Origin of the sequence: Staphylococcus cohnii species complex 1663 (assembly GCF_041008415.1) — a bacterium.
GTDB classification, from domain to species: domain Bacteria; phylum Bacillota; class Bacilli; order Staphylococcales; family Staphylococcaceae; genus Staphylococcus; species Staphylococcus ureilyticus.
In genome coordinates, this window is sequence record NZ_JBFDVL010000006.1 from 186,603 (window position 1) to 209,945 (window position 23,343).

At 33.5% G+C, this 23,343-nt stretch carries 19 protein-coding genes; 18 read left to right on the plus strand and 1 reads right to left on the minus strand.

Annotation, left to right across the window (positions count from 1 at the left end; all coding sequences use genetic code 11):
- Window positions 1-318: 318 nt before the first annotated feature.
- The 7 genes from AB1J10_RS09345 (at window position 319) to AB1J10_RS09375 (ending at window position 8,625) form a co-directional block, all read left to right on the plus strand.
- Entirely contained in the window at window positions 319-1,716 is a 1,398-nt protein-coding gene (locus tag AB1J10_RS09345; protein ID WP_064209245.1) for an MFS transporter, read from the plus strand.
- 76 nt (window positions 1,717-1,792) lie between these two features.
- The gene (locus AB1J10_RS09350; protein WP_064209399.1) at window positions 1,793-2,968 is read left to right on the plus strand and encodes a M20 family metallopeptidase; all 1,176 of its coding nucleotides are present in this window, start codon (window positions 1,793-1,795) and stop codon (window positions 2,966-2,968) included.
- 324 nt (window positions 2,969-3,292) lie between these two features.
- Window positions 3,293-3,757, plus strand: a complete 465-nt coding sequence (locus AB1J10_RS09355) for a hypothetical protein (RefSeq protein WP_064209246.1) — start codon at window positions 3,293-3,295, stop codon at window positions 3,755-3,757.
- 45 nt (window positions 3,758-3,802) lie between these two features.
- Window positions 3,803-4,495, plus strand: a complete 693-nt coding sequence (locus tag AB1J10_RS09360; protein WP_107365916.1) for an alpha/beta hydrolase — start codon at window positions 3,803-3,805, stop codon at window positions 4,493-4,495.
- A 214-nt stretch (window positions 4,496-4,709) separates the two neighbouring features.
- Entirely contained in the window at window positions 4,710-6,095 is a 1,386-nt protein-coding gene (locus AB1J10_RS09365) for an MFS transporter (protein ID WP_046206740.1), read from the plus strand.
- A gap of 271 nt (window positions 6,096-6,366) precedes the next feature.
- Window positions 6,367-6,900, plus strand: coding sequence for a methylated-DNA--[protein]-cysteine S-methyltransferase (locus tag AB1J10_RS09370; protein WP_107365914.1), 534 nt, complete (start codon window positions 6,367-6,369; stop codon window positions 6,898-6,900).
- Between the two features lie 165 nt (window positions 6,901-7,065).
- Window positions 7,066-8,625 (plus strand): BCCT family transporter, encoded by a 1,560-nt coding sequence (locus AB1J10_RS09375; protein ID WP_046206742.1) that lies wholly within the window; start codon window positions 7,066-7,068, stop codon window positions 8,623-8,625.
- Window positions 8,626-8,861: 236 nt separating this feature from the next.
- Here AB1J10_RS09375 and AB1J10_RS09380 read toward each other — a convergent pair whose 3' ends face one another.
- On the minus strand, window positions 8,862-10,034 hold the full coding sequence (locus AB1J10_RS09380; RefSeq protein ID WP_046206743.1) for a hydroxymethylglutaryl-CoA synthase: 1,173 nt from the start codon (window positions 10,032-10,034) through the stop codon (window positions 8,862-8,864).
- 102 nt (window positions 10,035-10,136) lie between these two features.
- Between AB1J10_RS09380 and AB1J10_RS09385 the strand changes: the two genes are divergently transcribed.
- The 11 genes from AB1J10_RS09385 to AB1J10_RS09435 all read left to right on the plus strand — a co-directional run bounded on the left by AB1J10_RS09385 (window position 10,137) and on the right by AB1J10_RS09435 (window position 23,339).
- Window positions 10,137-11,291 carry a thiolase family protein gene (locus AB1J10_RS09385; RefSeq protein ID WP_046206744.1) on the plus strand — a complete coding sequence of 385 codons (1,155 nt, stop codon included), beginning with the start codon at window positions 10,137-10,139 and terminating at the stop codon, window positions 11,289-11,291.
- A complete protein-coding gene (locus tag AB1J10_RS09390) occupies window positions 11,291-12,571 on the plus strand; it encodes a hydroxymethylglutaryl-CoA reductase, degradative (RefSeq protein ID WP_046206745.1) in 1,281 nt (426 codons plus the stop codon). The genes AB1J10_RS09385 and AB1J10_RS09390 overlap by 1 nt, the downstream gene beginning before the upstream one ends.
- A 196-nt stretch (window positions 12,572-12,767) precedes the next feature.
- Entirely contained in the window at window positions 12,768-13,742 is a 975-nt protein-coding gene (locus AB1J10_RS09395) for an SMP-30/gluconolactonase/LRE family protein (protein WP_107365785.1), read from the plus strand.
- Between the two features lie 426 nt (window positions 13,743-14,168).
- Window positions 14,169-15,629 carry a Na+/H+ antiporter NhaC gene (gene nhaC, locus AB1J10_RS09400; RefSeq protein WP_081338766.1) on the plus strand — a complete coding sequence of 487 codons (1,461 nt, stop codon included), beginning with the start codon at window positions 14,169-14,171 and terminating at the stop codon, window positions 15,627-15,629.
- 246 nt (window positions 15,630-15,875) lie between these two features.
- Window positions 15,876-16,751, plus strand: a complete 876-nt coding sequence (gene cidR / locus AB1J10_RS09405; RefSeq protein ID WP_046206747.1) for a cidABC operon transcriptional activator CidR — start codon at window positions 15,876-15,878, stop codon at window positions 16,749-16,751.
- Window positions 16,752-17,173: 422 nt separating this feature from the next.
- The gene (locus tag AB1J10_RS09410) at window positions 17,174-17,560 is read left to right on the plus strand and encodes a CidA/LrgA family protein (RefSeq protein WP_046206748.1); all 387 of its coding nucleotides are present in this window, start codon (window positions 17,174-17,176) and stop codon (window positions 17,558-17,560) included.
- A complete protein-coding gene (locus AB1J10_RS09415) occupies window positions 17,561-18,247 on the plus strand; it encodes an LrgB family protein (RefSeq protein WP_046206749.1) in 687 nt (228 codons plus the stop codon).
- 81 nt (window positions 18,248-18,328) lie between these two features.
- A complete protein-coding gene (locus AB1J10_RS09420) occupies window positions 18,329-20,071 on the plus strand; it encodes a pyruvate oxidase (RefSeq protein ID WP_046206750.1) in 1,743 nt (580 codons plus the stop codon).
- A 464-nt stretch (window positions 20,072-20,535) separates the two neighbouring features.
- Window positions 20,536-21,930, plus strand: a complete 1,395-nt coding sequence (locus AB1J10_RS09425) for a YfcC family protein (RefSeq protein ID WP_070037329.1) — start codon at window positions 20,536-20,538, stop codon at window positions 21,928-21,930.
- A 184-nt stretch (window positions 21,931-22,114) separates the two neighbouring features.
- Window positions 22,115-22,678 (plus strand): GNAT family N-acetyltransferase, encoded by a 564-nt coding sequence (locus AB1J10_RS09430; protein WP_070037332.1) that lies wholly within the window; start codon window positions 22,115-22,117, stop codon window positions 22,676-22,678.
- A 145-nt stretch (window positions 22,679-22,823) separates the two neighbouring features.
- The gene (locus AB1J10_RS09435; protein WP_046206753.1) at window positions 22,824-23,339 is read left to right on the plus strand and encodes a VOC family protein; all 516 of its coding nucleotides are present in this window, start codon (window positions 22,824-22,826) and stop codon (window positions 23,337-23,339) included.
- Window positions 23,340-23,343 lie beyond the last annotated feature (4 nt).

Consider the following 23,343-nt stretch of genomic DNA (forward strand, 5'->3'; position numbering starts at 1 on the left):
AAATACAATATGATTCGCTGAGTAGTATGTTTGACGATAAAATGGTCATCAAATTTGTTTAATGTTAAATGCAAAATGACAAAAATAGCATAGTCCATTTTTGTCATTTAAAACCACAAATGCTATTTAGAAAATAATCGATACTAAAACCACAATTATTATATATTTTAGCAAAATATATCCGACTACTATATTTTATAGAGAGGATAGCAAGTATCATTTATTGATTTATTGAAAATGTCGAGAGATAAGTACATTTTCCAACTAAGCTAATCTTCCCTATTTGTCATTTTAAAAATATTTTAGGAGGATGAACAAATGACGCAACAGGGAAATACGAAGAGTTATCAAGGTGACAACAAATTAATATTAGGTATTGTATTAGGGGTTGTCACTTTTTGGTTATTTGCGCAATCTTTATTAAACGTAGTTCCTACGTTACAACAATCATTTAATAGTAATATTGGTACAATCAGTATTGCTGTTAGTATTACAGCATTATTCTCAGGGATGTTTGTTGTTGGTGCAGGAAGTCTAGCGGATAAAGTAGGACGTGTGAGAATAACATATTTTGGTTTATGGTTAAGTATCATTGGTTCTTTATTGATTATAATTAGTAATCTACCAATACTACTTATCATAGGAAGGGTAATTCAAGGTTTATCAGCAGCAGCAATCATGCCTTCAACTTTAGCAATTATGAAGACATATTTTGAAGGTAAAGATAGACAGCGTGCACTGAGTTATTGGTCGATTGGTTCATGGGGTGGCTCAGGTTTAGCATCCTTATTCGGTGGTATGGTTTCAACTTTTATTGGTTGGAGATGGATTTTTATTTTATCTATCATTGTTGCACTAATTGCAATGTTATTAATAAAAGGGACACCGGAAACGAAATCTGATAGTACAACAAACTTGAAATTTGATTTTACTGGGCTAATTCTTTTTGTAGTTATGATGTTAAGTATTAATGTCGTGATTACGCAAAGTGGTACATTTGGCATGCTTTCACCTATAATAATAGGATTGCTTATTGTATTTATTATCACAACTATAGCTTTTGTCATAGTTGAAAACAAAAAGCATAATCCATTAATTGATTTTAAATTATTTAAAAATAAAGCTTATACAGGCGCGACATTATCCAATTTCTTACTTAATGGTGTTGCAGGTGCCTTGCTGGTAGCCAATACATTCGTTCAAAAAGGTATAGGTTTCAACGCATTCCAAACAGGACTTTTATCGATTACATATTTGGTTACTGTATTGTTGATGATTAGAGTCGGTGAAAAAGTTTTACAAAAAGTGGGTGCTAAAAAACCGATGTTGTTAGGTACAACATTTAATATGGTTGGTATTATTTTAATATCATTTACATTTTTGCCAAGCGCACTATATGTCGTAGTATGTATCATAGGTTATTTACTATATGGATTAGGTTTAGGTTTTTATGCGACACCTTCTACAGATATGGCGATATCTAATTCTCCTGAAGATAAAGTTGGTGTAGCTTCGGGTATTTATAAAATGGCTTCCTCATTAGGTGGTGCGTTTGGTATAGCTTTATCAGGAGCATTATATGGCGTTGTTACAGAAGCTACAAATGTGAAATTTGGAGCGATGGCTGGTTTATGGCTAAATGTATTAATGGCATTGCTTTCATTCGTTATTATTCTTTTAGCTGTGCCATCATTTAAGAAACAAAATAAAGCATAATTCAATATTACAACGTTGTCATTTGAAAAGTATATAATGACATTAAGGTATCGTATATTTCATTGGAGGAATGATTATCATGAAACAACTGATTGAAAAATTGAAAGAAAAAGAAGCACGTATGATTGAGATACGTCGATACTTACATCAACACCCAGAACTATCATTTTGTGAAAAAGAAACACCTAAGTATATAGAGTCGTTTTATGAAGGTAAAGATTGTAAGGTTGAAACGAATGTAGGACCAAATGGTTTGAAAGTTATTATAGATAGCGGTAAACCAGGTAAGACAATCGCAATTCGTGCTGACTTCGATGCTTTACCAATTCAAGAAGATACGGGTCTAGCATTTTCTTCTAAAAATGATGGTGTGATGCACGCATGTGGGCATGATGCACATACTGCATATATGTTGATTCTTGCAGAGACACTTATTGAAATGAAAGACCAATTTAATGGTAAAGTGGTTGTTATACATCAACCTGCCGAAGAAGTACCTCCTGGTGGTGCTCAGTCAATGATTAAAGATGGTGTTTTAGATGGTGTTGATCACGTACTAGGTGTTCACGTCATGAGTCATATGCCTGCAGGTAATATCTATTATCGAGAAGGAAATGTACAAACTGGGCGTGACTTCTTTAAGCTTAAAGTCAATGGTCAAGGCGGACATGGCTCTTCGCCACATACAGCAAATGATAGTATTGTAGCAGGTGCATATTTTGTAAATGCTTTACAGACCGTTGTTTCCAGACGCTTAAATCCATTTGAAACAGGTGTTGTTACCATAGGTTCATTTGATGGTAAAGGACAATTCAATGTGATTAAAGATAGTGTTGAAATAGAAGGTGACGTACGTGCGTTAACAGATGATACTAAAAACACAATTAAAAAAGAAGTGACGCGTTTGTCAGATGGATTGGAAGCGATGTTTGGTGTCAAATGTGAATTAGACTACCATGATGATTACCCAGCATTGTACAATGATCCTGAGTTTACAAAATTTGTTGTAGACACAATAAAAGAAGCGGATACTGATGCCATTAAAAATGTTGAAAGATGTGAACCACAACCGCCTTCAGAAGATTTTGCTTACTATGCAAAAACAATTCCAGGCACATTTATTTATGCTGGTGCTGCACCAGAAAATGGTGAAATCCATCCCCACCATCATCCTAAATTTAATATCAGTGAAAGTTCAATGCGAGTTTCTGCAGAAGCAGTAGGATTAACAGTATTAAATTATCTTAAATAATACAATTACTTATGAAAGCTACCATACATTTCTATTGCCGTAGAATGCATGATTTACGATAGTAGAATATTGATTAGTATGATAAACCTAATTAATATTTATGATTAAAAAACGGGCGCATACGAGGTTTATTACTTGATAAACCATACGTATACACCTGTTTTTTTGTTGTATAAATCACACGTTGATATAGGACAAAAATAAAATTACATTAAATAACTAATGAGGTTTTTCGCTAATTAAAAATTGATCATGATAACAAAAGGTTTAATATTAGGTCATTTAGTGTATATGTAAATTGAAAAAAAGAAAGGAATGATTACATTGAATGGCGAGAAAAAAATAAACGCCCTGTTAGATGATTATCAAAAGCAATTAAAGAAATTATTTAAGTATGATAAAGCAAACGCACTGAGTTTTGATAATGAAAGTAGAAGTAAAGTCGCAGAACAAAAAGGTGTTTTTGTAATTTTTGAAAATAAAAAACCAATATTTGTTGGGCAAGCTGGTGGATTTATGACTGGCTTTAAATTTACACAAAAAGATTTATCTGACAAATTAGGCCAATTTAATTCAGCTTCAGACGCTGGTACTGCAAAATTTAGAAAAGCGTATTTAGCGCATCATGGTTTAGATGAAGCAGAAATGAAAAATATTAAGGCAAGTGAAAAAAATTTAAAGTTTCAATACATTAAGGTTAAAGATAATTTAGCTTTTATCAATATTTTAGAAATTTTAGCATTAGAATATGCTAAGAAAAATAAAATAAACTTATTTAATTTTTCTTAGTTAAAATCTATGTGTATTTGAACTGCTGAGAAAGTGGTGATTAAAATGAATATTGGAACATTTAAAATTCATTTTCAACAACATGATATTTTTGTGAAATTGCCCAAAGCATACGATGAAGCAAAAGAAAGTGGTTATTCACTTATGTTAGTGCAAGATGGAGACGAGTTATTTAAAGATATTGAGCGAGATATGATATTGGTTGGAGTACAGTCCAACAATAGAAATCAGGATTATAGCCCATGGGAAACGGTTGTAGATGGGGTTCATTATAAAGGGGAAGCGGATGCTTATATTTTATGGATGACTAAGCATTTGCTTCCTTATTTAAGAAAATGTTTTAATATATCACAAAGAAACGAAGATATCTGTATAGCTGGCGCTTCACTAGGTGGATTACTTGCTTTGTATACATTATTTAAAAGTCCAGAAAATTTTGGCAGCTACATATTAATATCACCTTCTGTGTGGTACCCAGGATTTGTACAGTTTATGAAACAACAAACCGTTATTAAAGATGACAAACAAATTTATTGGTATGTCGGAGCGCTCGAAGGACAACAACAATTTAGCATGAAACAAGAGATGTTTGTTCGAACAGAATTCGCTGTAGATATATTAAGTGAATTACTGTTTTCTGACAAAGGAATATTTTATTATACTACTAATAGGAACGGTAAACACAATGTATTGTATTTTAAAAGCTATTTTGCTAAAGCAATTAAGAAATTATTTTGATATTGTCAATTTTAAGAAAAAATTAAGTATTTAGTTTAAATTATCAGAAAATTCATAATAATCTGTGGTCAATATCCCCCTTTTCAATAAAACAATGGTAATATTTTAGTTATATGTATTTTTATAAATTGTATTATCACTGATTGCAATTTTCAGATTTGTAAAATACATGAATGAATATATCGTTATTAACATTGAAATAGGGGATGTTTTTATGACAGTGAAAATAGAAAAAGTTTCAGGTAGTAAGTTATTAACTGGCATTGTTTTATCTATATTAACATACTGGTTATTTGCCCAAGCATTTTTAAATATTGGACCTAAAATACAAACTACTTTTGATGCGAGTCCGGATATCGTAAATATTTCAGTGAGTCTAACCTCATTTGTAACAGGTGTATTTATGGTAGTAGCTGGGAATATATCAGATAAATTTGGTAAAGTGAAATTGACGAGAATTGCTTTAGTGTTAAGTATTGTTGGTTCTTTGATGTTGATTGCTTCAGGAAATGTTGTAATGCTACTACTTGGTCGTATTGTACAGGGACTTTCTGCAGCGATTATCATGCCAGCCACAATTTCTATAGTGAACGATTTTTTTGATGGTGATGATAGACAAAAAGCACTCAGTTTTTGGTCAATCGGTGCATTTGGTGGTACTGGGTTATCTTCCTTTTTTGCAGGAGCACTGGCTACATTTATTTTTTGGCAGTCTATTTTTATATTATCGATCATATTATCAATTGTAGCTTTAGTTTTACTGCGCAAATTACCAGAAAGTCGTATTAATAAAGCAGAAACGAGCCCGTTTGATTATATCGGTTTAATCATTTTTATTATTATGATTGGTAGCATTAGTTTTGTCATCACGCAAGGCTATAAAATAGGTTGGTTAAATGCTGTAACAGTAATCTTATTTGTCATATTTTTAATTTGTATATACATATTTTTCAAAGTAGAACGTGTCAAAAAGGTGCCGTTTATCGATTTAGATTTATTTAAAAATAGGCCTTATATTGGTGCCGTTTTAGCTAACTTTTTATTGAATACCGGTGTAGGTGTGATTGCTTTATTAAATATGTACGTACAATCCGGCTTGAAATTAACAGCTTTCCAAGCAGGATTGTTAACTTTACCTTATTTAATTTCATTATTGCTAGTCATTCGCTTAGGTGAGAAGAGTATTAAAAGATTTGGTGCAAAACGCGCAATGATTATTGGCCCAATATTTACTGGCTTAGGTGTATTAATGTTCAGTTTGACATTTTTTGATACTACGCTTTATGTTGTTGTAGCGCTAATTGGTGCTATATGTTTTGGTGGCGGTACAGGATTATTTGCGACACCAGCTTTAAGTACGGCGGTTTCTACGACTCCACCGGAAAAAGTAGGTGTTGCTTCAGGGATTTTTAAAATGGGATCTACATTAGGCGGTGCATTCGGTATAGCAATTATGACTTCTATTTTTACTGGTATAATTCAAAGTGGTCATAGCATACACATTGCAGCGGGTGTAGGTTTTATCATGGGGACTTGTTTAGTATTATGTGGTGTATTAGCAAGTGCACTTGTTATACCAACACGGAAAGTGAGTCAGTGAAGGGTATTTCGTTTATTAATCGCTAGGTTGAGTCTGATATTATGATTCGTTCCACGCCTTTTTTTACTAAACATGTGAAATGGAGTGATTATGAGGAATATATATCATGACAAAATGTTGTTAATAAGTATAACTAATCTTGTTGCTACACAATGACTTAAAGCGCGATTACCGTGTTTTTCTATCATGACTTGTATCAACTGTATCTATTTTACATTAAAATATAAAAGGATTATGATAATCACAAAATATACTAGAAAGAAGTGGTATGATGCACTATAAAACATATTATGAGTCACCGATTGGTCGGATTGCACTTACGTCAGATGGTGAAGCAATTACCGGCTTGTGGTTACCGAAACACGAAGATTTCGAATCAAATTATGACGAGGCATTAACAGAAGCGGAATTACCAGTTTTTGAAAAAGTTATTAGTTGGCTCGATAAATATTTTTCAGGAAATAACCCGAAAATTGATTTTGCACTGAAACCTATAGGAACCGAATTTAGAGAGCAAGTTTGGGATGTTTTATTGAAAATACCATATGGAGAGACTGTTACTTATGGTGAAATTGCTAAAGAAATAGGTATTAAAAGAAATAAGCCAAATATGTCTTCACAAGCAGTTGGTGGTGCGGTTGGTACAAATCCAATTTCTATTATAATTCCATGTCATAGAGTCGTTGGAAAAAACGGTAGTCTTACTGGATACGGTGGTGGCATTGATACAAAAATAGAGTTGTTGAAGTTGGAAAAAGTAGATATGCAACCGCTTTACAGACCAAAATATAGTACGAAACCTTAAGCGTAAATTTGCGCATGACTAAAAATTATTGTAAATAAATATTATTATCTTATACATTTTGTATTTTTTATCAATAAAATTTTCTGAAAATATAAAGTTGTTTCTCTTGCTCAGTGTGTTATCCTATAAAACGTCTTTTTTATTATTATTAGAGGGGTGGAAAATTTGGATAATACAAAAAAGTCGTTTTCTAGTGTGTTTATTTATTCAGCACTAGTCGTAGGCTTATTAGTAGTTATTGGAGCTATTTTTCCAGCTAAATTTGGAGAAATTACTGGTGTTATTTCTTCTTGGGTGACGAAAACGTTTGGTTGGTATTATATGTTACTGTATACAGTAATTTTAGGTTTTTGTGTATTTTTAGTATTCAGTCCTATTGGAAAATTGAAATTAGGCAAACCGACAGATAAACCGGAATTTCATACAGTATCTTGGTTAGCGATGTTATTCAGTGCAGGTATGGGCATAGGTTTAGTGTTTTATGGTTCTTCAGAACCGATATCACATTATTTAGCACCGCCAACAGCAGATCCTGAAACGAAAGAAGCGATGGCACAAGCCTTTCGGTCTTCATTTATTGATTATGGATTTCATCCTTGGGCAGTTTATGGCGTAGTGGCATTAGGTTTGGCATATTCTCAATTTCGTAAAGGAGAAAATGGCTTAATTTCTAGAACGCTAAGACCAGTGTTGGGCGATAGAGTAGATGGCCCAATTGGTGTCATTGTTGATGTTTTAGCGGTATTTGCAACTATTATTGGTGTTGCGGTTTCTTTAGGTGTAGGGGCAATACAGATAAACGGTGGTTTAAATTATTTATTTGGTGTGCCGAATAACTCTGTTGTTCAAGGAATTATTATTGCTGTAGTTACCGTATTATTTTTATATAGTGCATGGAGTGGCTTGAGTAAAGGTATCCAATATTTAAGTAATTTAAATATGTTTTTAGCAGCATTGTTGCTTATTGTTATCTTTATTGTAGGACCAACCGTATTGATATTAAATATGATGACAAGCGGCACTGGTGATTACCTTAATTCACTGATTTTTAATAGTTTAGATGTAGCACCATTAAATGAACAAAAAGCTGAGTGGTTGAAAAGTTGGACGATTTATTATTGGGGCTGGTGGATGAGTTGGAGTCCATTCGTGGGTATATTTATTGCGAGAATCTCAAAAGGTCGTAGTATTCGCGAATTTGTAATTGCCGTATTAGGCGTACCCGTTGTGATTAGTATTATTTGGTTTAGTGCTTTTGGTGTAACTGGCATAGATGTTGGACAAGCTCATAGCGAGATATTTAAAATGCCACCAGAAACGCAATTGTTCGGTATTTTTAATGAGTTACCATTTGGTTTTGTATTATCAATTATTGCGTTAGCATTAATTGCTTCATTCTTTATCACCTCTGCAGACTCTGCAACCTTTGTGCTAGGTATGCAAACTGCATATGGTACTTTGAATCCTTCAGGATTTATCAAAATTGTATGGGGACTTGCATTAGCAGCTATCGCTTACGTATTATTATTAGCTGGTGGTGATACTGGACTAGATGCATTACAATCAGCGGCAATTATTTCTGCTTTACCGTTTAGTTTTGTCGTTATATTAATGATGATTTCCTTATATAAAGATGGAAATGAAGAGCGTAAATATTTAGGGTTATCGTTACAACCCAAAAGAGAGATTGAAACACAAGATTTAAACGAAACAAATCGTGATTAATTCTTATAGGAAATTTCAACATAGTGACTTTAATATGATAAAAGAGGATGCCTTTATGTAAGTGAAGTAAAAGGCATCCTCTTTCTTTTATATAAAAAGACCCGTAAGTGAATATTAAAAATTCATTTACGGGTTTATAAATAATCTTTGATGTTAGATAAAGTTATTCAGATATAGACATTTTTATGTCATTAATCATTCTGAATAAAGTGAGATAAGATTAAGTGAATTGAAACTTAATTTAATGTATTATAATTACGAATATGATCATTGATACTTTCGAGATAGAAAATACCTTTTGTTTCATTTGCTAGCTCAACATCATGGTCAAATTCAAGGTTGTCGAAACGTTTGAAAAATGTTTCATATGTGTCAACAGAGATTTCTGTACGATGATTTAATAGATTTTTATGTTTTTCTATATCAAGCGCATCTTGATAACCTTCCACTAATTTACCGCTAAAGAATTCACCAACAGAGCCTGAACCATAGCTGAATAGACCAATTGTATCACCAGCGTTTAATTCGGTATGTGTTTCTAATAATGAAATCAAGCTTAAGTACAATGACCCAGTATAAATATTACCTACATAACGGTTGTAATAAGTTGCCGCGTCATATCCAGAAGTTAATCGTTCTTTAGTTTCTGTGTTGATATCTTCAGTTAAGATAGAATCAAGTGCTTTTTTACCCATTTTAGTAAATGGCACGTGGAAACATAATGATTTAAATGTATCTAGTGTAGTATTATATCTACGTGCATATTCATTCCAACTTTCTTGAAATGAGTGGATATAGGCATCTTTTGATAATGCACCATCCACAAGTGGATACGGTTGTCCACTTGGACGCCAAAAATCGTATACATCTTCTGTAAATGCAACTGCGTCATCATTTAGTTCAAGAATACGTGGGTTTTGTGTTATCATCATAGCAACTGCACCTGCACCTTGCGTTGGCTCACCGCCAGATTCTAGGCCGTAGCGCGCAGTGTCACTAGCAATAACTAAAACTTTTTCATTGGGACGGCTAGCGATATAATCTTTCGCTAATTGAATTGCAGGCGTGGCAGCGTAGCAAGCTTCTTTCATTTCAATACAACGTGCGAATGGTTGAATACCTAAAAGATTATGTATTTGAACTGCAGATGCTTTAGCAGAATCTATAGCAGATTCAGTTGCAACAATAACCATGCTAATTTGTTTTTTATCATCTTCAGAGATGATTTCTTTGGCAGCATTGGCACCCATAGATACAATATCTTGGCTCATTGGGCTGACTGCCATTTCATTTTGCCCAATACCAATAAGAAATTTATTTGGGTCAACTTGACGAGATTCGGCAAGTTTAGCCATGTCTACATAAAAATTTGGAACATAAAAATTGATTTGATCAATACCAACTGTCATAAAGTGTATCGACACCTTTCTTTAATAAATAAGCAATTGTATCATATCAAATCACATGTATAAAATACAATGATTTACCACATGTTCAGAAGGAGAATAATAATGAAAAAAATAGCAATCGTAAGTGCCAAGCGGACACCTATAGGAAAATTCAGAGGAAAATTAAGTAATTATACTGCAGTAGAATTAGGTACAAAATCGTTAGAAGCTGCAATGTCAGCAATTAATCTCAAACCTGAAATGATAGAGCAGGTCATTTATGGCAATGTACTTCAAGCTGGAAATGGTCAAAATCCTGCGCGACAAGTTAGTATCAACGCAGGTGTACCTAATACTACACCTGCGATGACTATTAATGAAGTCTGTGGTTCAGGATTGAAATCGATTATATTAGGCAAACAACAAATTCAATTAGGTGAAGCAAAAGTAGTAGCAGTAGGCGGCATTGAAAGTATGACCAATGCTCCCCAAATATTACTTAATGAAGATGTAGCGCCAGTAGAAAGTTTTATGCATGACGGTTTAACTGATGCATTTCTAAATGTACCAATGGGCATTACTGCAGAGAAAATAGCAGAAAAATATAATGTTACACGAGCACAACAAGATGAATTTGCGAATGACTCGCAACATAAAGCGGCACAAGCTTCCAGCTCAGGTAAATTTGATAATGAAATTGTTCCCTTAACAGATAGTGAAGGCCAATTAATGACAGCAGATGAAGGTATTCGTGGAAATAGCAGTGTTGAAAAATTAAGCACATTAAAAACAATATTTAAAGAAGATGGTACTGTCACAGGAGGGAATGCTTCAAGTATCAACGATGGCGCATCAACAATTATTTTGATGGATGTAGATTATGCAAAACAAGAAGGATTTGAAATTATTGCAACATTAGGTGAACACGCGGAAATTGGCTGTGATCCTGCCTATATGGGGTACGCACCGTACCATGCAGTGACGGAATTATTAGCAAAAGCTAAGAAAGATATAAATGATATTGAAGTTGTAGAAATGACAGAAGCATTTGCTGCTCAAAGTATACCGGTTAAAAATAATTTGGGGATACATCCTGATAAGCTTAACTTATACGGTGGTGCTATTGCTATAGGTCATCCTATAGGTGCGAGTGGAACGCGGTTGGTGACAACTTTAGTGAATATCTTATCGCAAGAAAATAAACAAAATGGTATTGCAACTGCATGTATTGGTGGCGGTTTAGGTATTGCATTATATGTAGAAAAGGGGGATGCATGATGTTACCATTAGGCAAAGATTTTCGTCATTTATCACGTGAAGAAAAGTTAAACTGTCTAGTCGAATATGGTTGGTTGAATAAAGAAAATCAGGATATGTTATTAACACATCCTTTAATTCCAGAAGAAATAGCTAACAGTTTAATTGAAAATGTGATCGGTCAAGGTGCATTACCTGTCGGATTACTACCTGAAATTATTGTAGATGACAAATCATATGTTGTTCCAATGATGGTTGAAGAACCTTCTGTTGTTGCAGCTGCAAGCTATGGTGCAAAATTAGTTAATGAAACAGGAGGTTTTCATGTCATCGCTAGTGAGCGGTTAATGATTGGACAAATTGTTTTTGATAACGTAAAGGATACCCAACGGTTATCTCAAAATATTAAAAATCTTGAACCAAAAATTAAGCAAATTGCAGATGAGTCTTATCCCAGTATTATTAAAAGAGGTGGCGGTTATCGTCGAGTTGAAATAGATACTTTTCCTGAAGCACAGTTCGTATCACTCAAAGTATTTGTAGATACGAAAGATGCAATGGGCGCTAACATGTTAAATACAATATTAGAGGGGATTTCTGCATATTTAAAAACAGAAATTGAAGATGTAGATATATTGATGAGTATTCTTTCTAACCATGCCACTGCTTCTGTGGTTAAAGTACAAGGCGAGATAGATGTCCAATCACTATCGAAAGATGGACGTGACGGGGCCAAAGTAGCACATAGAATGGAAAGGGCATCTGTGTTAGCGCAAGTAGATATTCATCGTGCAGCAACACATAACAAAGGTGTTATGAATGGTATTCACGCAGTTGTCTTAGCTACAGGTAATGATACACGCGGCGCCGAAGCCAGTGCTCATGCTTATGCGAGTAAAGATGGACAGTATCGAGGCATAGCTACTTGGCAATATGATGCATCACGTCAAAAATTAGTTGGTACGATTGAGGTTCCAATGACATTGGCAACAGTTGGTGGAGGGACACGTGTATTACCTATTGCACGTGCTGCCTTAGATTTAATGAAAGTTGACTCGGCACAAGAACTTGGTCATGTTGTAGCTGCAGTTGGTTTAGCTCAGAACTTCGCTGCATGTCGTGCACTTGTTTCAGAAGGTATTCAAAAAGGTCATATGAGTTTACAATATAAATCATTAGCAATTGTCGTAGGTGCTCAAGGTGACGAAATTACGAAAGTCGCTGAATTGTTAAAAGAAAAGCCGAGCGCAAATGCGGCTATGGCAGAACAGATTCTCAATCAAATGAGAGAAGCACATTAGTAATTAAATGATGTTTTTATAATAGGTGTAATCGTGTCTTTAAAACATTTTATATGAAAGGCGGAGTGATGATACATTGTTTTCATTACTCCGTCTTTTTGTACAATCAATCATTATGAATTAAACTATAAATATTTTATTTTGGGATTTGAGTTCAATATAATATAAATGAAAAGTTTAAAAGAAATGAGGGAATATGATGGGCAATAATATACCGGCATTATCATATGATCACACGAATCATTCTGTGGTGCCACTTTTAGCATCGGAACAAAGCCTACAAACAATTACTGCAGAACCGTGGCTGGAAATTTCAGATGAAGGATTACAATTAGAAGGGTTATGCTTTAATAGAAATGGAGATTTAACACTTTGTGAAGTATTTGGTGGAACTATCTTTCACGTGACTTTACCAGACAAAAAAGTCACTCAGCTTTTTAAATCACATAAAGAAAATCCTGCAGCTGTTAAAATCCATAAAGATGGAAGACTATTTATTTGTTATTTGGGTGATTTCGAACGTTCGGGTGGCGTGTTTGCGGTTAATGCTGAAGGAAAAGCAGAAGAAACGATTGTGTCAGACATTGATACAGAATACTGTGTGGACGATTTAGTGTTTGATAGTAAAGGTGGATTTTATTTCACTGATTTTAGAGGATACTCTACAAATCCTAAAGGTGGTGTATATTATGTTGCGCCAGATTATAAATCCATAACGCCTGTGATTCAAAATTTAGCAGTTGCTAATGGCATAGCTTTAAGTACTGACGAAAAAACACTATGGGTAACTGAAACAAATGCGAATCGATTACATCGCATTGATTTACGAGAAGATGGCGTAACCATTGCACCATTTGGCGCTTCTATACCTTATCATTTTACTGGCCATGAAGGGCCAGATTCATGTTGTATAGACAGTGATGATAATTTATATGTTGCAATGTACGGACAAGGCAGAGTGTTAGTGTTTAATAAAAAAGGTTATCCTATTGGACAAATTTTAATACCAGGACGCGATCAAGGGCATATGCTTCGTTCAACACATCCTGCATTTATTCCAGGTACGGATCAATTAGTGATTTGTGCCAATGATATTGAACAAGGTGGCGGTTCTTGGATTTATACAGCAAAGGGATTTGCAAAAGGTCATCATAGCTACCAGTTTCATTAAAGTAAGATAAAAAAGCGTTTTAAGTCATTGAGTGGGACAAGAATCTCGATTTCTTAAAAAGGTTTCGTCATCTCATCGCGACAAGAACAACAAGCATTAAACAAAGCATAAAGTGATTAACTGAGCAAAAGTACATGTTTAACTCCTACTAACTTAATGACTGACAATGTGAAAGTCTGGGACGAATCAACGTCGTCCCAGGCTTTTTCAGTATACACTACCTTTGTTAGTAGTTTTTATATTAATTATGTAGAAATCATAGCATTAAATTGTTAATTGAAGTTTATAAACACGATCGTAAGGCGAGGTGTTTTGTTAATTTTAAGTATAACAATAAATTAATTGAGATAAAATTCATTAAAAATTTATAAATACACTATTGAAAGCGCATACATTTTTAAGTATGATATAAATTAACAAAGGTAGGTGTTTGCTATTTTAAAGTCAAAAGATAAGCATAATGATGAAAAACAGGATTTAAAGAAGCCGTTAGGAGTTACGTCGGCAGTTGTTACATTGTCAATTATGATTATTACTATGTTAATAACTGTGGCGGTATTAGAAAAAGAACCTCATATACCATTAATGATAGGTACTGCGGTAGCGATTATTGTGACAATGCTACATGGTTATGAATTTAGTGAAGTAGAAGAAATGATGTACAAGGGTATACGGCATGCGTTGCCAGCGATTGTTATTATTATACTTGTAGGTTTAGTTATTGGTTCATGGATTGGTAGTGGTGTTGTAGCAACGATGATATATTATGGACTACAATTAATAGATCCGCGGTATTTTTTAGCAGTTGTAGTTATATTATGTGGTGTCGTAGCGTTAGCGATTGGAAGTAGTTGGTCTACAATGGCGACTGTTGGTGTAGCTTCAATGGGGATTGGAGTTAGTATGGGGATTTCTCCTGGTATGGTTGCTGGTGCAGTCATTTGTGGTGCTTATTTTGGGGATAAGATGAGCCCATTATCGGATACAACAAATCTTGCTTCAGGCTTATCTGGCGTTGAATTATTTGAACATATTAAGCATATGTTCTATACAACTATTCCGGCAGTAATTATTGCATTAATTGCATTTTTCTTTATTGGTATGCAGTATGGCAATAAAAATTTTGATACGAAACGCATCGATGCAATTCTTAGCACTATGCAAGATAATTTTGTAATTTCACCATGGTTGCTGTTAGTACCTTTAGTAGTTATTGTATTGGTCACGTTCAAAGTCCCAGCGATACCAGCCATTTGCGTCGGTATTATATTTGGTTTTTTTGCTCAAATTTTTGTGCAAGGTGGAACAATAACAGAAGCGCTGACAGCTTTGCAAACAGGATATACGATTGAATCAGGTAATAAACTTGTAGATGAATTATTTAATCGAGGCGGATTAGAATCAATGTTTTATACGATTTCATTGACCTTAGTAGCGATGACTTTTGGTGGTGTGCTGGAATACTCAGGCATGTTATCTGCATTGATTTCAGTGATTTTAAAAGTAGCGAGAACAACTGGTTCATTGATTGCATCAGTCATTGTTTCTTGTATTGGTACTAATTTTACATGTTCAGAACAATACATATCTATCATTGTACCTTCTAGAATGTATGCGAGTGCTTTTAAAGACAAGGGTTTACATCCTAAAAACTTATCTAGGGCATTAGAAGATGGTGGAACGTTGACGTCAGTATTCGTTCCTTGGAACACGTGTGGCGTATTTATTGCATCAACGCTAGGCGTATCGGTAATGGAATATGCACCATTTGCTATTGTGAATTACACTGTTCCTATAATTTCAGTCATTTTTGGCTACATTGGGTTTAAAATAATTAAATTAAAAGATTCAGATAAGGCGCATACAGATAATACTAACTTAGCTTAATTTTTTGAATTTTATAAAAATTAACCATTTAATCTAAACAGAGGAGAAAACAAGTGAAACTTACTTGTTTTCTCCTTTTATAGTGAAATTTAGCACAAAAATTTGATCACTCAAGTTACTTTGGCTTGTCAACGTACTAATCATGCTAATGTTCCAAATGATGAATTGATTTAAAAGATTGAAAAAAAGTTATTTAACCGTATACTAGGATATACAAATTGAAGTTTAATATAGAGGAGCATATATATGGATATTAAACATATGAAGTATTTTGTGGAAGTCGTAAATCAACATGGTATGACAAATGCATCTAAATCATTATATATCGCCCAACCAACAATAAGTAAAGCGATTAAAGACATTGAAAAAGAATTGGATATGCCACTGTTTGATCGAAGCAAACGCCAACTTGTACTAACAGATGCTGGCTCAGTTTTTTATCATAAAAGTAAAGAAATCCTATCTTTATACAAAGATTTACCTAAAGAAATTAATAGTCTACTAGGTTTAGAAACAGGTCATATTAGTATTGGTTTGTCTGCAGTCATGAATATGAATAAATTTATACATATTTTAGGTGAATTCCATCAACAATATCCTAATGTAACTTATAATTTAGTGGAAAATGGTGGCAAAATGATTGAACATCAATTAATTAATGATGAAATTGACATCGGTATTACAACTTTACCAGTAGACCAGTCTATTTTCCATTCGTTGCCGTTATATCAAGAAGAGTTGAAATTAGTTTTGAATAAAGAACATCGTCTTGCGCAATATCAACAAGTGAAAATGAGCATGTTAAAAGACGAAGACTTTATCCTTTTTAATGAAGATTTTTACTTGAATGATAAAATTATTGAAGCAGCAAAGAATGCCGGTTATATACCTAATACAATATCTAAGATTTCACAATGGAACTTTATTGAAAATCTGTTAAATGCTCATCTAGGTGTCAGTATTTTACCGGAAAACATCGTAGGTTTATTAGACAGTGACTTTAAAAATATAACACTTGAAGATCCAGGCATGAGTTGGGAATTAGGTGTGATATGGAAACGAGATAAATATTTAAGTTATGCAACCAGGCAGTGGATAGATTTTATGAAACAACGTTTATAAAAGAAGTAGATAGGCGCTACGTACTTATCTAAGGGTATGAGCAACATTTGAATAGAATGATTAGCTCAATAATGCGTTAATAATCGTGTAAATGTTAATCATGATGTTAAATAATCCGTATATTTGTGGGAGTAGTTTGGGAATCAAAAGAATGTTTTGTTTTCAAACCTATTCCCGCTATTTTTTTGCTGTAAAAACCGATACTTAAAAAGTCATTTGAAAAGATACATCGAAAAATAGTCGATCAAATTAATAGGTTATAGCTATTTGGAATATGTAAAATCGCTTTCATAGAAAATAGTAATAGGTATTATGAAAAAACAATATTTTTATTATATTTAATGGCGCGTTATACTTAGTCATGTAATCAACAAAGTAGTTAAAAGTCAGCAGTTCAAAAGTATTAAAAAGGGTGATGAGTATTGCAGGTAGCGCTAAAGATTGTCAAAATTATGTTTCAAGCATTAATTATTATGGGTATTACTTTTATTGGTAATAAAATTCAAATGATTTTTGATATTCCGATTGCAGGCAGTATTGTTGGATTAATTTTATTTTTCTTATTACTGCAATTTAAAATTATTCCGACAAAATGGGTAGAAGAAGGCTCTAAATTTTTCTTAGCTACCATGGTATTTTTCTTTGTTCCATCTGTCGTAGGTATTATGGATGTCGCTAGTATGATTAATATTAATTTTGTTTTATTCTTTATCATGATTGTTCTAGGTACATGTTGTGTTGCTTTAATTTCAGGTTTTATTGCTGAAAAAATGGTTAAAGCTGAACAATACGGGAATGGTCAAGATTAGATGGTACTTCTAAAAGCATTGTTAATGATACTATTGACAGTTTGTATGTACGTTGGAGCAAAAAAATTACAATTTCAATACCGGAGCCCATTTTTAAACCCTGCCCTTATATCATCGATTGGAATTATCGTTGTATTATTATTATTTAACTTAGATTATCAACAGTACATGGTCGGTGGTAAGTGGATACACCAACTATTAAATTGTACAGTTGTAACATTAGCATATCCACTATATCAAAATCGTCATAAAATATTAGCTAATGGTAAAATTATATTTAGCAGTGTAATTACAGCAGTAATTTTGAACTTTGCATTTGTTTATGTCATATTAAAAATGTTTGGTTATTCAAAAGAAGTTATTGTTACGATGTTGCCAAGATCAATTACAGCTGCAGTAGGTATTCAGGTATCTCACCAAATGGGTGGTGTTGATGCCATAGCAGTGTTATTTATCGTTGCAACTGGTTTAATCGGGAGCATTTTAGGTGCATATTTGATTAAGTTCGGAAGATTTAAAACTTCTATTGCAAAAGGCCTAACTTTTGGTAATGCATCACATGCTTTTGGTACAGCTCAAGCACTTGATATTGATTTAGAAGCAGGCGCGTTTAGTTCAATTGGAATGATTTTGACTGCATTATTAAGTTCAATCGTTCTCCCGATACTCATAATCTTTTTATATTAAGCAATCGTGTTAAAGCACAGTATTAACTATTTTAAGGGATAATAAATAAATCGTTAAAATTTGGAAGGAGCAATTTTTACAATGGCAAAAATTAAAGCAAATGAAGCATTAGTAAAAGCATTACAAGCATGGGAAATAGATCATTTATATGGTATTCCAGGAGATTCTATAGATGCAGTAGTAGATAGTTTAAGAACTGAAAGAGATAATATTGAATTTGTTCATGTGCGTCATGAAGAAGTAGCAAGTTTAGCAGCTGCCAGTCATACAAAATTAACTGGTAAAATTGGTGTTGCATTAAGTATCGGTGGACCAGGTGTCGTTCATTTACTTAATGGTATGTATGATGCCAAAATGGACAATGTGCCTCAACTTATTTTAGCAGGACAAACAGATAGTACAGCACTAGGAACAAAAGCATTCCAAGAAACAGATATCAGTAAAATGGTAGACGATGTGGCAGTCTATAATCGTCAAATCTCTGAAAATGATAAAGATATATTTGGTATTGTTAATGAAGCTATTCGTACAGCTTATGAGAAAAAAGGTGTTGCAGTTTTAATTCTGCCAAATAACCTATTGACAAACAAAGTGAAAGATACAACAAATACACCAGTGGACACTGCGCCACCAGCACGTATTGCACCAAAACCACGTAGCATCAAAAAAGCTACTAAGTTGATCAACAAAAGTAAACGTCCAGTTATGATTATTGGTACTGGTGCTAAACATGCTAAAGATGAAGTGAAAGAATTTATTGAAGCGGTTAAAATTCCTTCAATCATTACTTTACCAGCAAAAGGTATCTTAGCTGATGCACACCCATATAATTTAGGTAACTTAGGTAAAATTGGTACTAAAGTATCTTATCAAACGATTCAAGATGCTGATTTACTAATAATGGTAGGTACAAACTATCCTTATGTTGACTATTTACCTAAGAAAAATATCAAAGCAATTCAAATCGATACAAATCCAGAAAATATTGGACATCGTTTTGACGTAAATGCTGGTATTATTGGTGATAGTAAATTAGCATTGCAACAATTAACAGATAGTGCTAAACATGTGAAAAATCGTGACTTCTTAAATAAAACATTAGAAAGAAAAGCGACTTGGGATTCTTGGATGGATAAAGATAAAGCAGATGAAAGTTCACCAATTCGTCCAGAACGTCTAATGGATGCAATCAACCAAGTAAAAACAGATGACGCGATTTTCTCAATCGATGTCGGTACATCTACTGTTTGGTCAACACGTTATTTAGATCTAACAGTGAATAATAAGTTTATCGTTTCTAGTTGGTTAGGTACGATGGGCTGTGCGCTACCAGGTGCATTGGCAGCAAAACGTGCTTATCCTAATCGTCAAGTAGTTGGTATAGCAGGCGACGGTGCATTTGAAATGGTAATGCAAGACTTTGCAACAGCAGTTCAATATGATTTACCAATGACTATATTTGTTTTAAACAACCAAGAATTATCATTTATTAAATATGAACAACAAGCTGCTGGAGAGTTAGAATATGCAATTAACTTCACTGACATAGACTTAGCGCAATTTGCTGAAAGTTGTGGTGGTGTTGGTTATACACTTAAAGATCCAAATAGAATTGATGAAGTCGTAGAAGAAGCAATGGCTCAAGATAGACCAACTATTGTCAATGTTTATGTTGATCCAAATGCTGCACCATTACCTGGTAAAATTGTAAAAGATGAAGCTATTAACTATGGTAAATGGGCATACAGATCTATTACAGAAGATAAAAAATTAGATTTAGATGAAATTCCACCAATGTCAACAGCTGTCAAACGTTTCTTCTAAATCATTATAAATAAAAGATTCAGAGACTTTAATTTCTCAGACTAAGATTAAACGCCAATTCCTATTGAAATATGATAGGAATTGGCGTTTTTTGCTTTGTAAAGTTTTGTATCAAGTTGCGGCCGGATAGAAATCTAATAAATACAAAGTGATTTTGTAGCGTGTTGACGCCTAGGGAAAAGTTATGAGTGAGAGACTACAGGCTCGAATCATATTCCCAGGCAAGCATGCACGGACAAAATCACAATATTTTAATTATCAAGAGATTAATAATACACTTTTTAAAACTTTTTCAAAAAGATGATTTGATGATTTAATTTAAGATATTTAAAAATAGATTGAAAATTCAGCATAATATCTATAAAGTGTATTATTATAATAGTTATTTATTAAATTGATTTATCAGGTCAGTTTTAAGTCACAGTATTTTTCAATTAAAAACAATTTAATGGGGGATATTTAAAATGTTCAAATCAATTTTCAAAAGGATAACATTTAAAACGCCGCATACATATGCATTGTTGTTATTTATCATTGTTGTAGCAAGTCTCCTCACATATATAATACCAGCAGGGGAATATGCACGTGAAAAAAAAGACGGACAAACATTGGTTATATCAGGTTCATATCAAGAAGTATCACAACATGGCGTTTCGTTTTTTGATATATTTCGGGCGATTCCGGAAGGGTTATTGAGTGGAGGAGAAATTGTATTTTACATTTTCTTAGTAGGTGGCGCATTCGGTATTGTCCATAAAACAGGAGCCTTTGAAAATGGTGTGAATAAAGCTATGAGCACACTAGGTTCTTATAAAGTATTGATGATTCCTTTGACTATGACGATATTTTCTATATTAGGATTTTCAATTGGATTAGCAGAAGAAACAATTATCTTTGTTCCTATTGGGATTATTATAGCGAGAACATTAGGATATGATGCGTTGACAGGAGCTGCAATGGTTATACTTGGAGCAGCAAGTGGTTTTATTGGTGGTATGTTAAATCCATTTACTGTTGGTGTCGCGCAATCTGTAGCGGAGTTGCCACTATTTTCAGGATGGGGACTGCGTTCGATTATTTATATTTTTATTTTATTGGCAGCTATAACAACAGTAATGATATATGCGCGTAAAGTGAAACAAGATATGTCGAAAAGTATTGTTTACGAACTGGAACAAGCTGAAGGACAGTCAACGGCAACGATGGATACACCACGCTTTACAAAGCGACAAAAAGTAGGTTTATTACTCATTGTTGCAGCGATTATATTAAATGTGTTTGGTATTTTTAATTATGGTTGGTCCTTTAACGAAATGAGTGCTAATTTCTTATTAGCAGGTTTACTTGCAGGTGTCATTGGTGGATTGGGCATCAATGGGACTTTTGAAGCTATGATAGAAGGTATGAAAGATATTTTATTTGGCGCAATGATTGTTGGTTTTGCTAAAGGTATTATTGTTATTTTAGAAGATGGGCAGGTAATAGATACTATCGTCCATGGTATGACTACCTTGCTTACAGATGTCCCTTCGTCGGCAGTAATTATCGCGATGTTTATCTTACAATTCTTTTTAAATTTCTTTATACCATCAGGTTCTGGACAAGCATTAACTACTATGCCACTCATGGTGCCAATTTCCGACTTGTTACATATCAATAGACAAATTACTGTACTTGCATTCCAATATGGTGATTCAATCAGTAACGTCTTATTTCCAACTTCTGCAATTTTAATGGGTGCTTTAGCTGTCGGAAAGATATCCTATACACAGTGGCTTAAATTTGCTTGGAAATTAATTTTAGTGTGGGTCATTATATGTTGCATTGGTATGTCAATAGCCCTGATGATAGGTTATTAATCAATATGGATTAAGTTATACAATTAAGTTGAAATTTATGTTGTTAGGCGTAGTATCTGATATTAAAGTATGAATTGAATATTGGATATACGCCTATTTTTATATTATTAATTATTAAAATGTTGAAATATTCAGAAATTACAAATAAGATATGAGATAAGACACTAGTAAAGAAGGTGAGGCAATGCAATATAGACCATTTATAGAAATACTGCCAAAAGTTACATTGAGACCGCCAGATCTTAAAATGGCCGAGGCATTATTTGAAACCATTCAAGAAAATTTCGCGCATTTATCTCGATTTTTAGATTTTATTACAGAGGATCTCACTGTAGATGCAGAAAAATCATATTTAAAAATGATGATACAACATCAAGCTGAAAGTAAAGGTCAATTATTTCTAATCTATTACGAAGATAAATTGATTGGCACAATAGATTTACATAAAATAGATTTAAAAAACAGCAAAGCAGAAATAGGTTACTGGCTAGCGAAAGGCTATACAGGTAAACGAATTGCGACAGAAAGTGTTGCATTTATATGTGGCTATGCATTTAAAATTTTAGGACTGAATAAACTCACGATTATTGCTGATGTGCGAAATATTGCTAGCAATAAAGTTGCTGAAAATGCAGGTTTTCATTTTGTCGCTACTGACGTTCAAGACATGAATGATGGTGAAAATTTTCAAGATATGAATCGCTATATTTTATTAAGAGATCATTATGATTTGGCAGAAAATAATTAAACGTAAGATTGAGTGTCTATATCAAGCATGCTTAATTGTATCTGGTGTATCCAATACTCAAGCAATTGTTAAATTATTGAAATGACCCATATTTACTTTGGCAATACGCTGACAAAAAGATGATAAAAAGGGGGTTACGGACTTGATGGCTAGAGGCATTAATCATATTGGTTTAACTGTACCTGATATTGAAATAGCAACAGCTTTCTTCAAGGAAGGTTTAGGTGGTCGTATTGCTTATGATAGCCAAACTAAAATGGATGAACCTAGAGGAGGTCAATTTGTTGAACATGTATTAGGATTGGAGAATGGGGCTGAAATTGTAAAAAAAAGAATGATGGTGTTTAATGATGGTCCTAATATAGAGATGTTTGAATTTGTACAAGCCAACCAAAAAAGCGCCGTAAATTTACAAGATATTGGTTATACACATATTTCGTTTTACGTGGATGACTTTGAAACATCGCTTAATAAAATTAAACAAGCTGGGGGACGACCTATCTCTGAACCTCATAGTAATACAAAATATGAAGATACAGATGGTAATCGTACTGTATATGTGAAAACACCATGGGGAAGTTTGATTGAATTACAAACAATACCAAATGGTTATTACTATCCTAAAGATAGCGAGGCAAGCGTATTTATTCCAGACGTGTAAGAAA

Bases quoted from the DNA above. Each gene is read 5' to 3' on its own strand.
- AB1J10_RS09345 (WP_064209245.1), top strand. From the start codon at position 319: ATGACGCAACAGGGAAATACGAAGAGTTATCAAGGTGACAACAAATTA.
- AB1J10_RS09360 (WP_107365916.1), top strand. From the start codon at position 3,803: ATGAATATTGGAACATTTAAAATTCATTTTCAACAACATGATATTTTT.
- AB1J10_RS09365 (WP_046206740.1), top strand. From the start codon at position 4,710: ATGACAGTGAAAATAGAAAAAGTTTCAGGTAGTAAGTTATTAACTGGC.
- AB1J10_RS09370 (WP_107365914.1), top strand. From the start codon at position 6,367: ATGCACTATAAAACATATTATGAGTCACCGATTGGTCGGATTGCACTT.
- AB1J10_RS09380 (WP_046206743.1), bottom strand. From the start codon at position 10,034: ATGACAGTTGGTATTGATCAAATCAATTTTTATGTTCCAAATTTTTAT.
- AB1J10_RS09385 (WP_046206744.1), top strand. From the start codon at position 10,137: ATGAAAAAAATAGCAATCGTAAGTGCCAAGCGGACACCTATAGGAAAA.
- AB1J10_RS09390 (WP_046206745.1), top strand. From the start codon at position 11,291: ATGTTACCATTAGGCAAAGATTTTCGTCATTTATCACGTGAAGAAAAG.
- AB1J10_RS09395 (WP_107365785.1), top strand. From the start codon at position 12,768: ATGATGGGCAATAATATACCGGCATTATCATATGATCACACGAATCAT.
- cidR (WP_046206747.1), top strand. From the start codon at position 15,876: ATGGATATTAAACATATGAAGTATTTTGTGGAAGTCGTAAATCAACAT.
- AB1J10_RS09415 (WP_046206749.1), top strand. From the start codon at position 17,561: ATGGTACTTCTAAAAGCATTGTTAATGATACTATTGACAGTTTGTATG.
- AB1J10_RS09420 (WP_046206750.1), top strand. From the start codon at position 18,329: ATGGCAAAAATTAAAGCAAATGAAGCATTAGTAAAAGCATTACAAGCA.
- AB1J10_RS09425 (WP_070037329.1), top strand. From the start codon at position 20,536: ATGTTCAAATCAATTTTCAAAAGGATAACATTTAAAACGCCGCATACA.
- AB1J10_RS09430 (WP_070037332.1), top strand. From the start codon at position 22,115: ATGCAATATAGACCATTTATAGAAATACTGCCAAAAGTTACATTGAGA.
- AB1J10_RS09435 (WP_046206753.1), top strand. From the start codon at position 22,824: ATGGCTAGAGGCATTAATCATATTGGTTTAACTGTACCTGATATTGAA.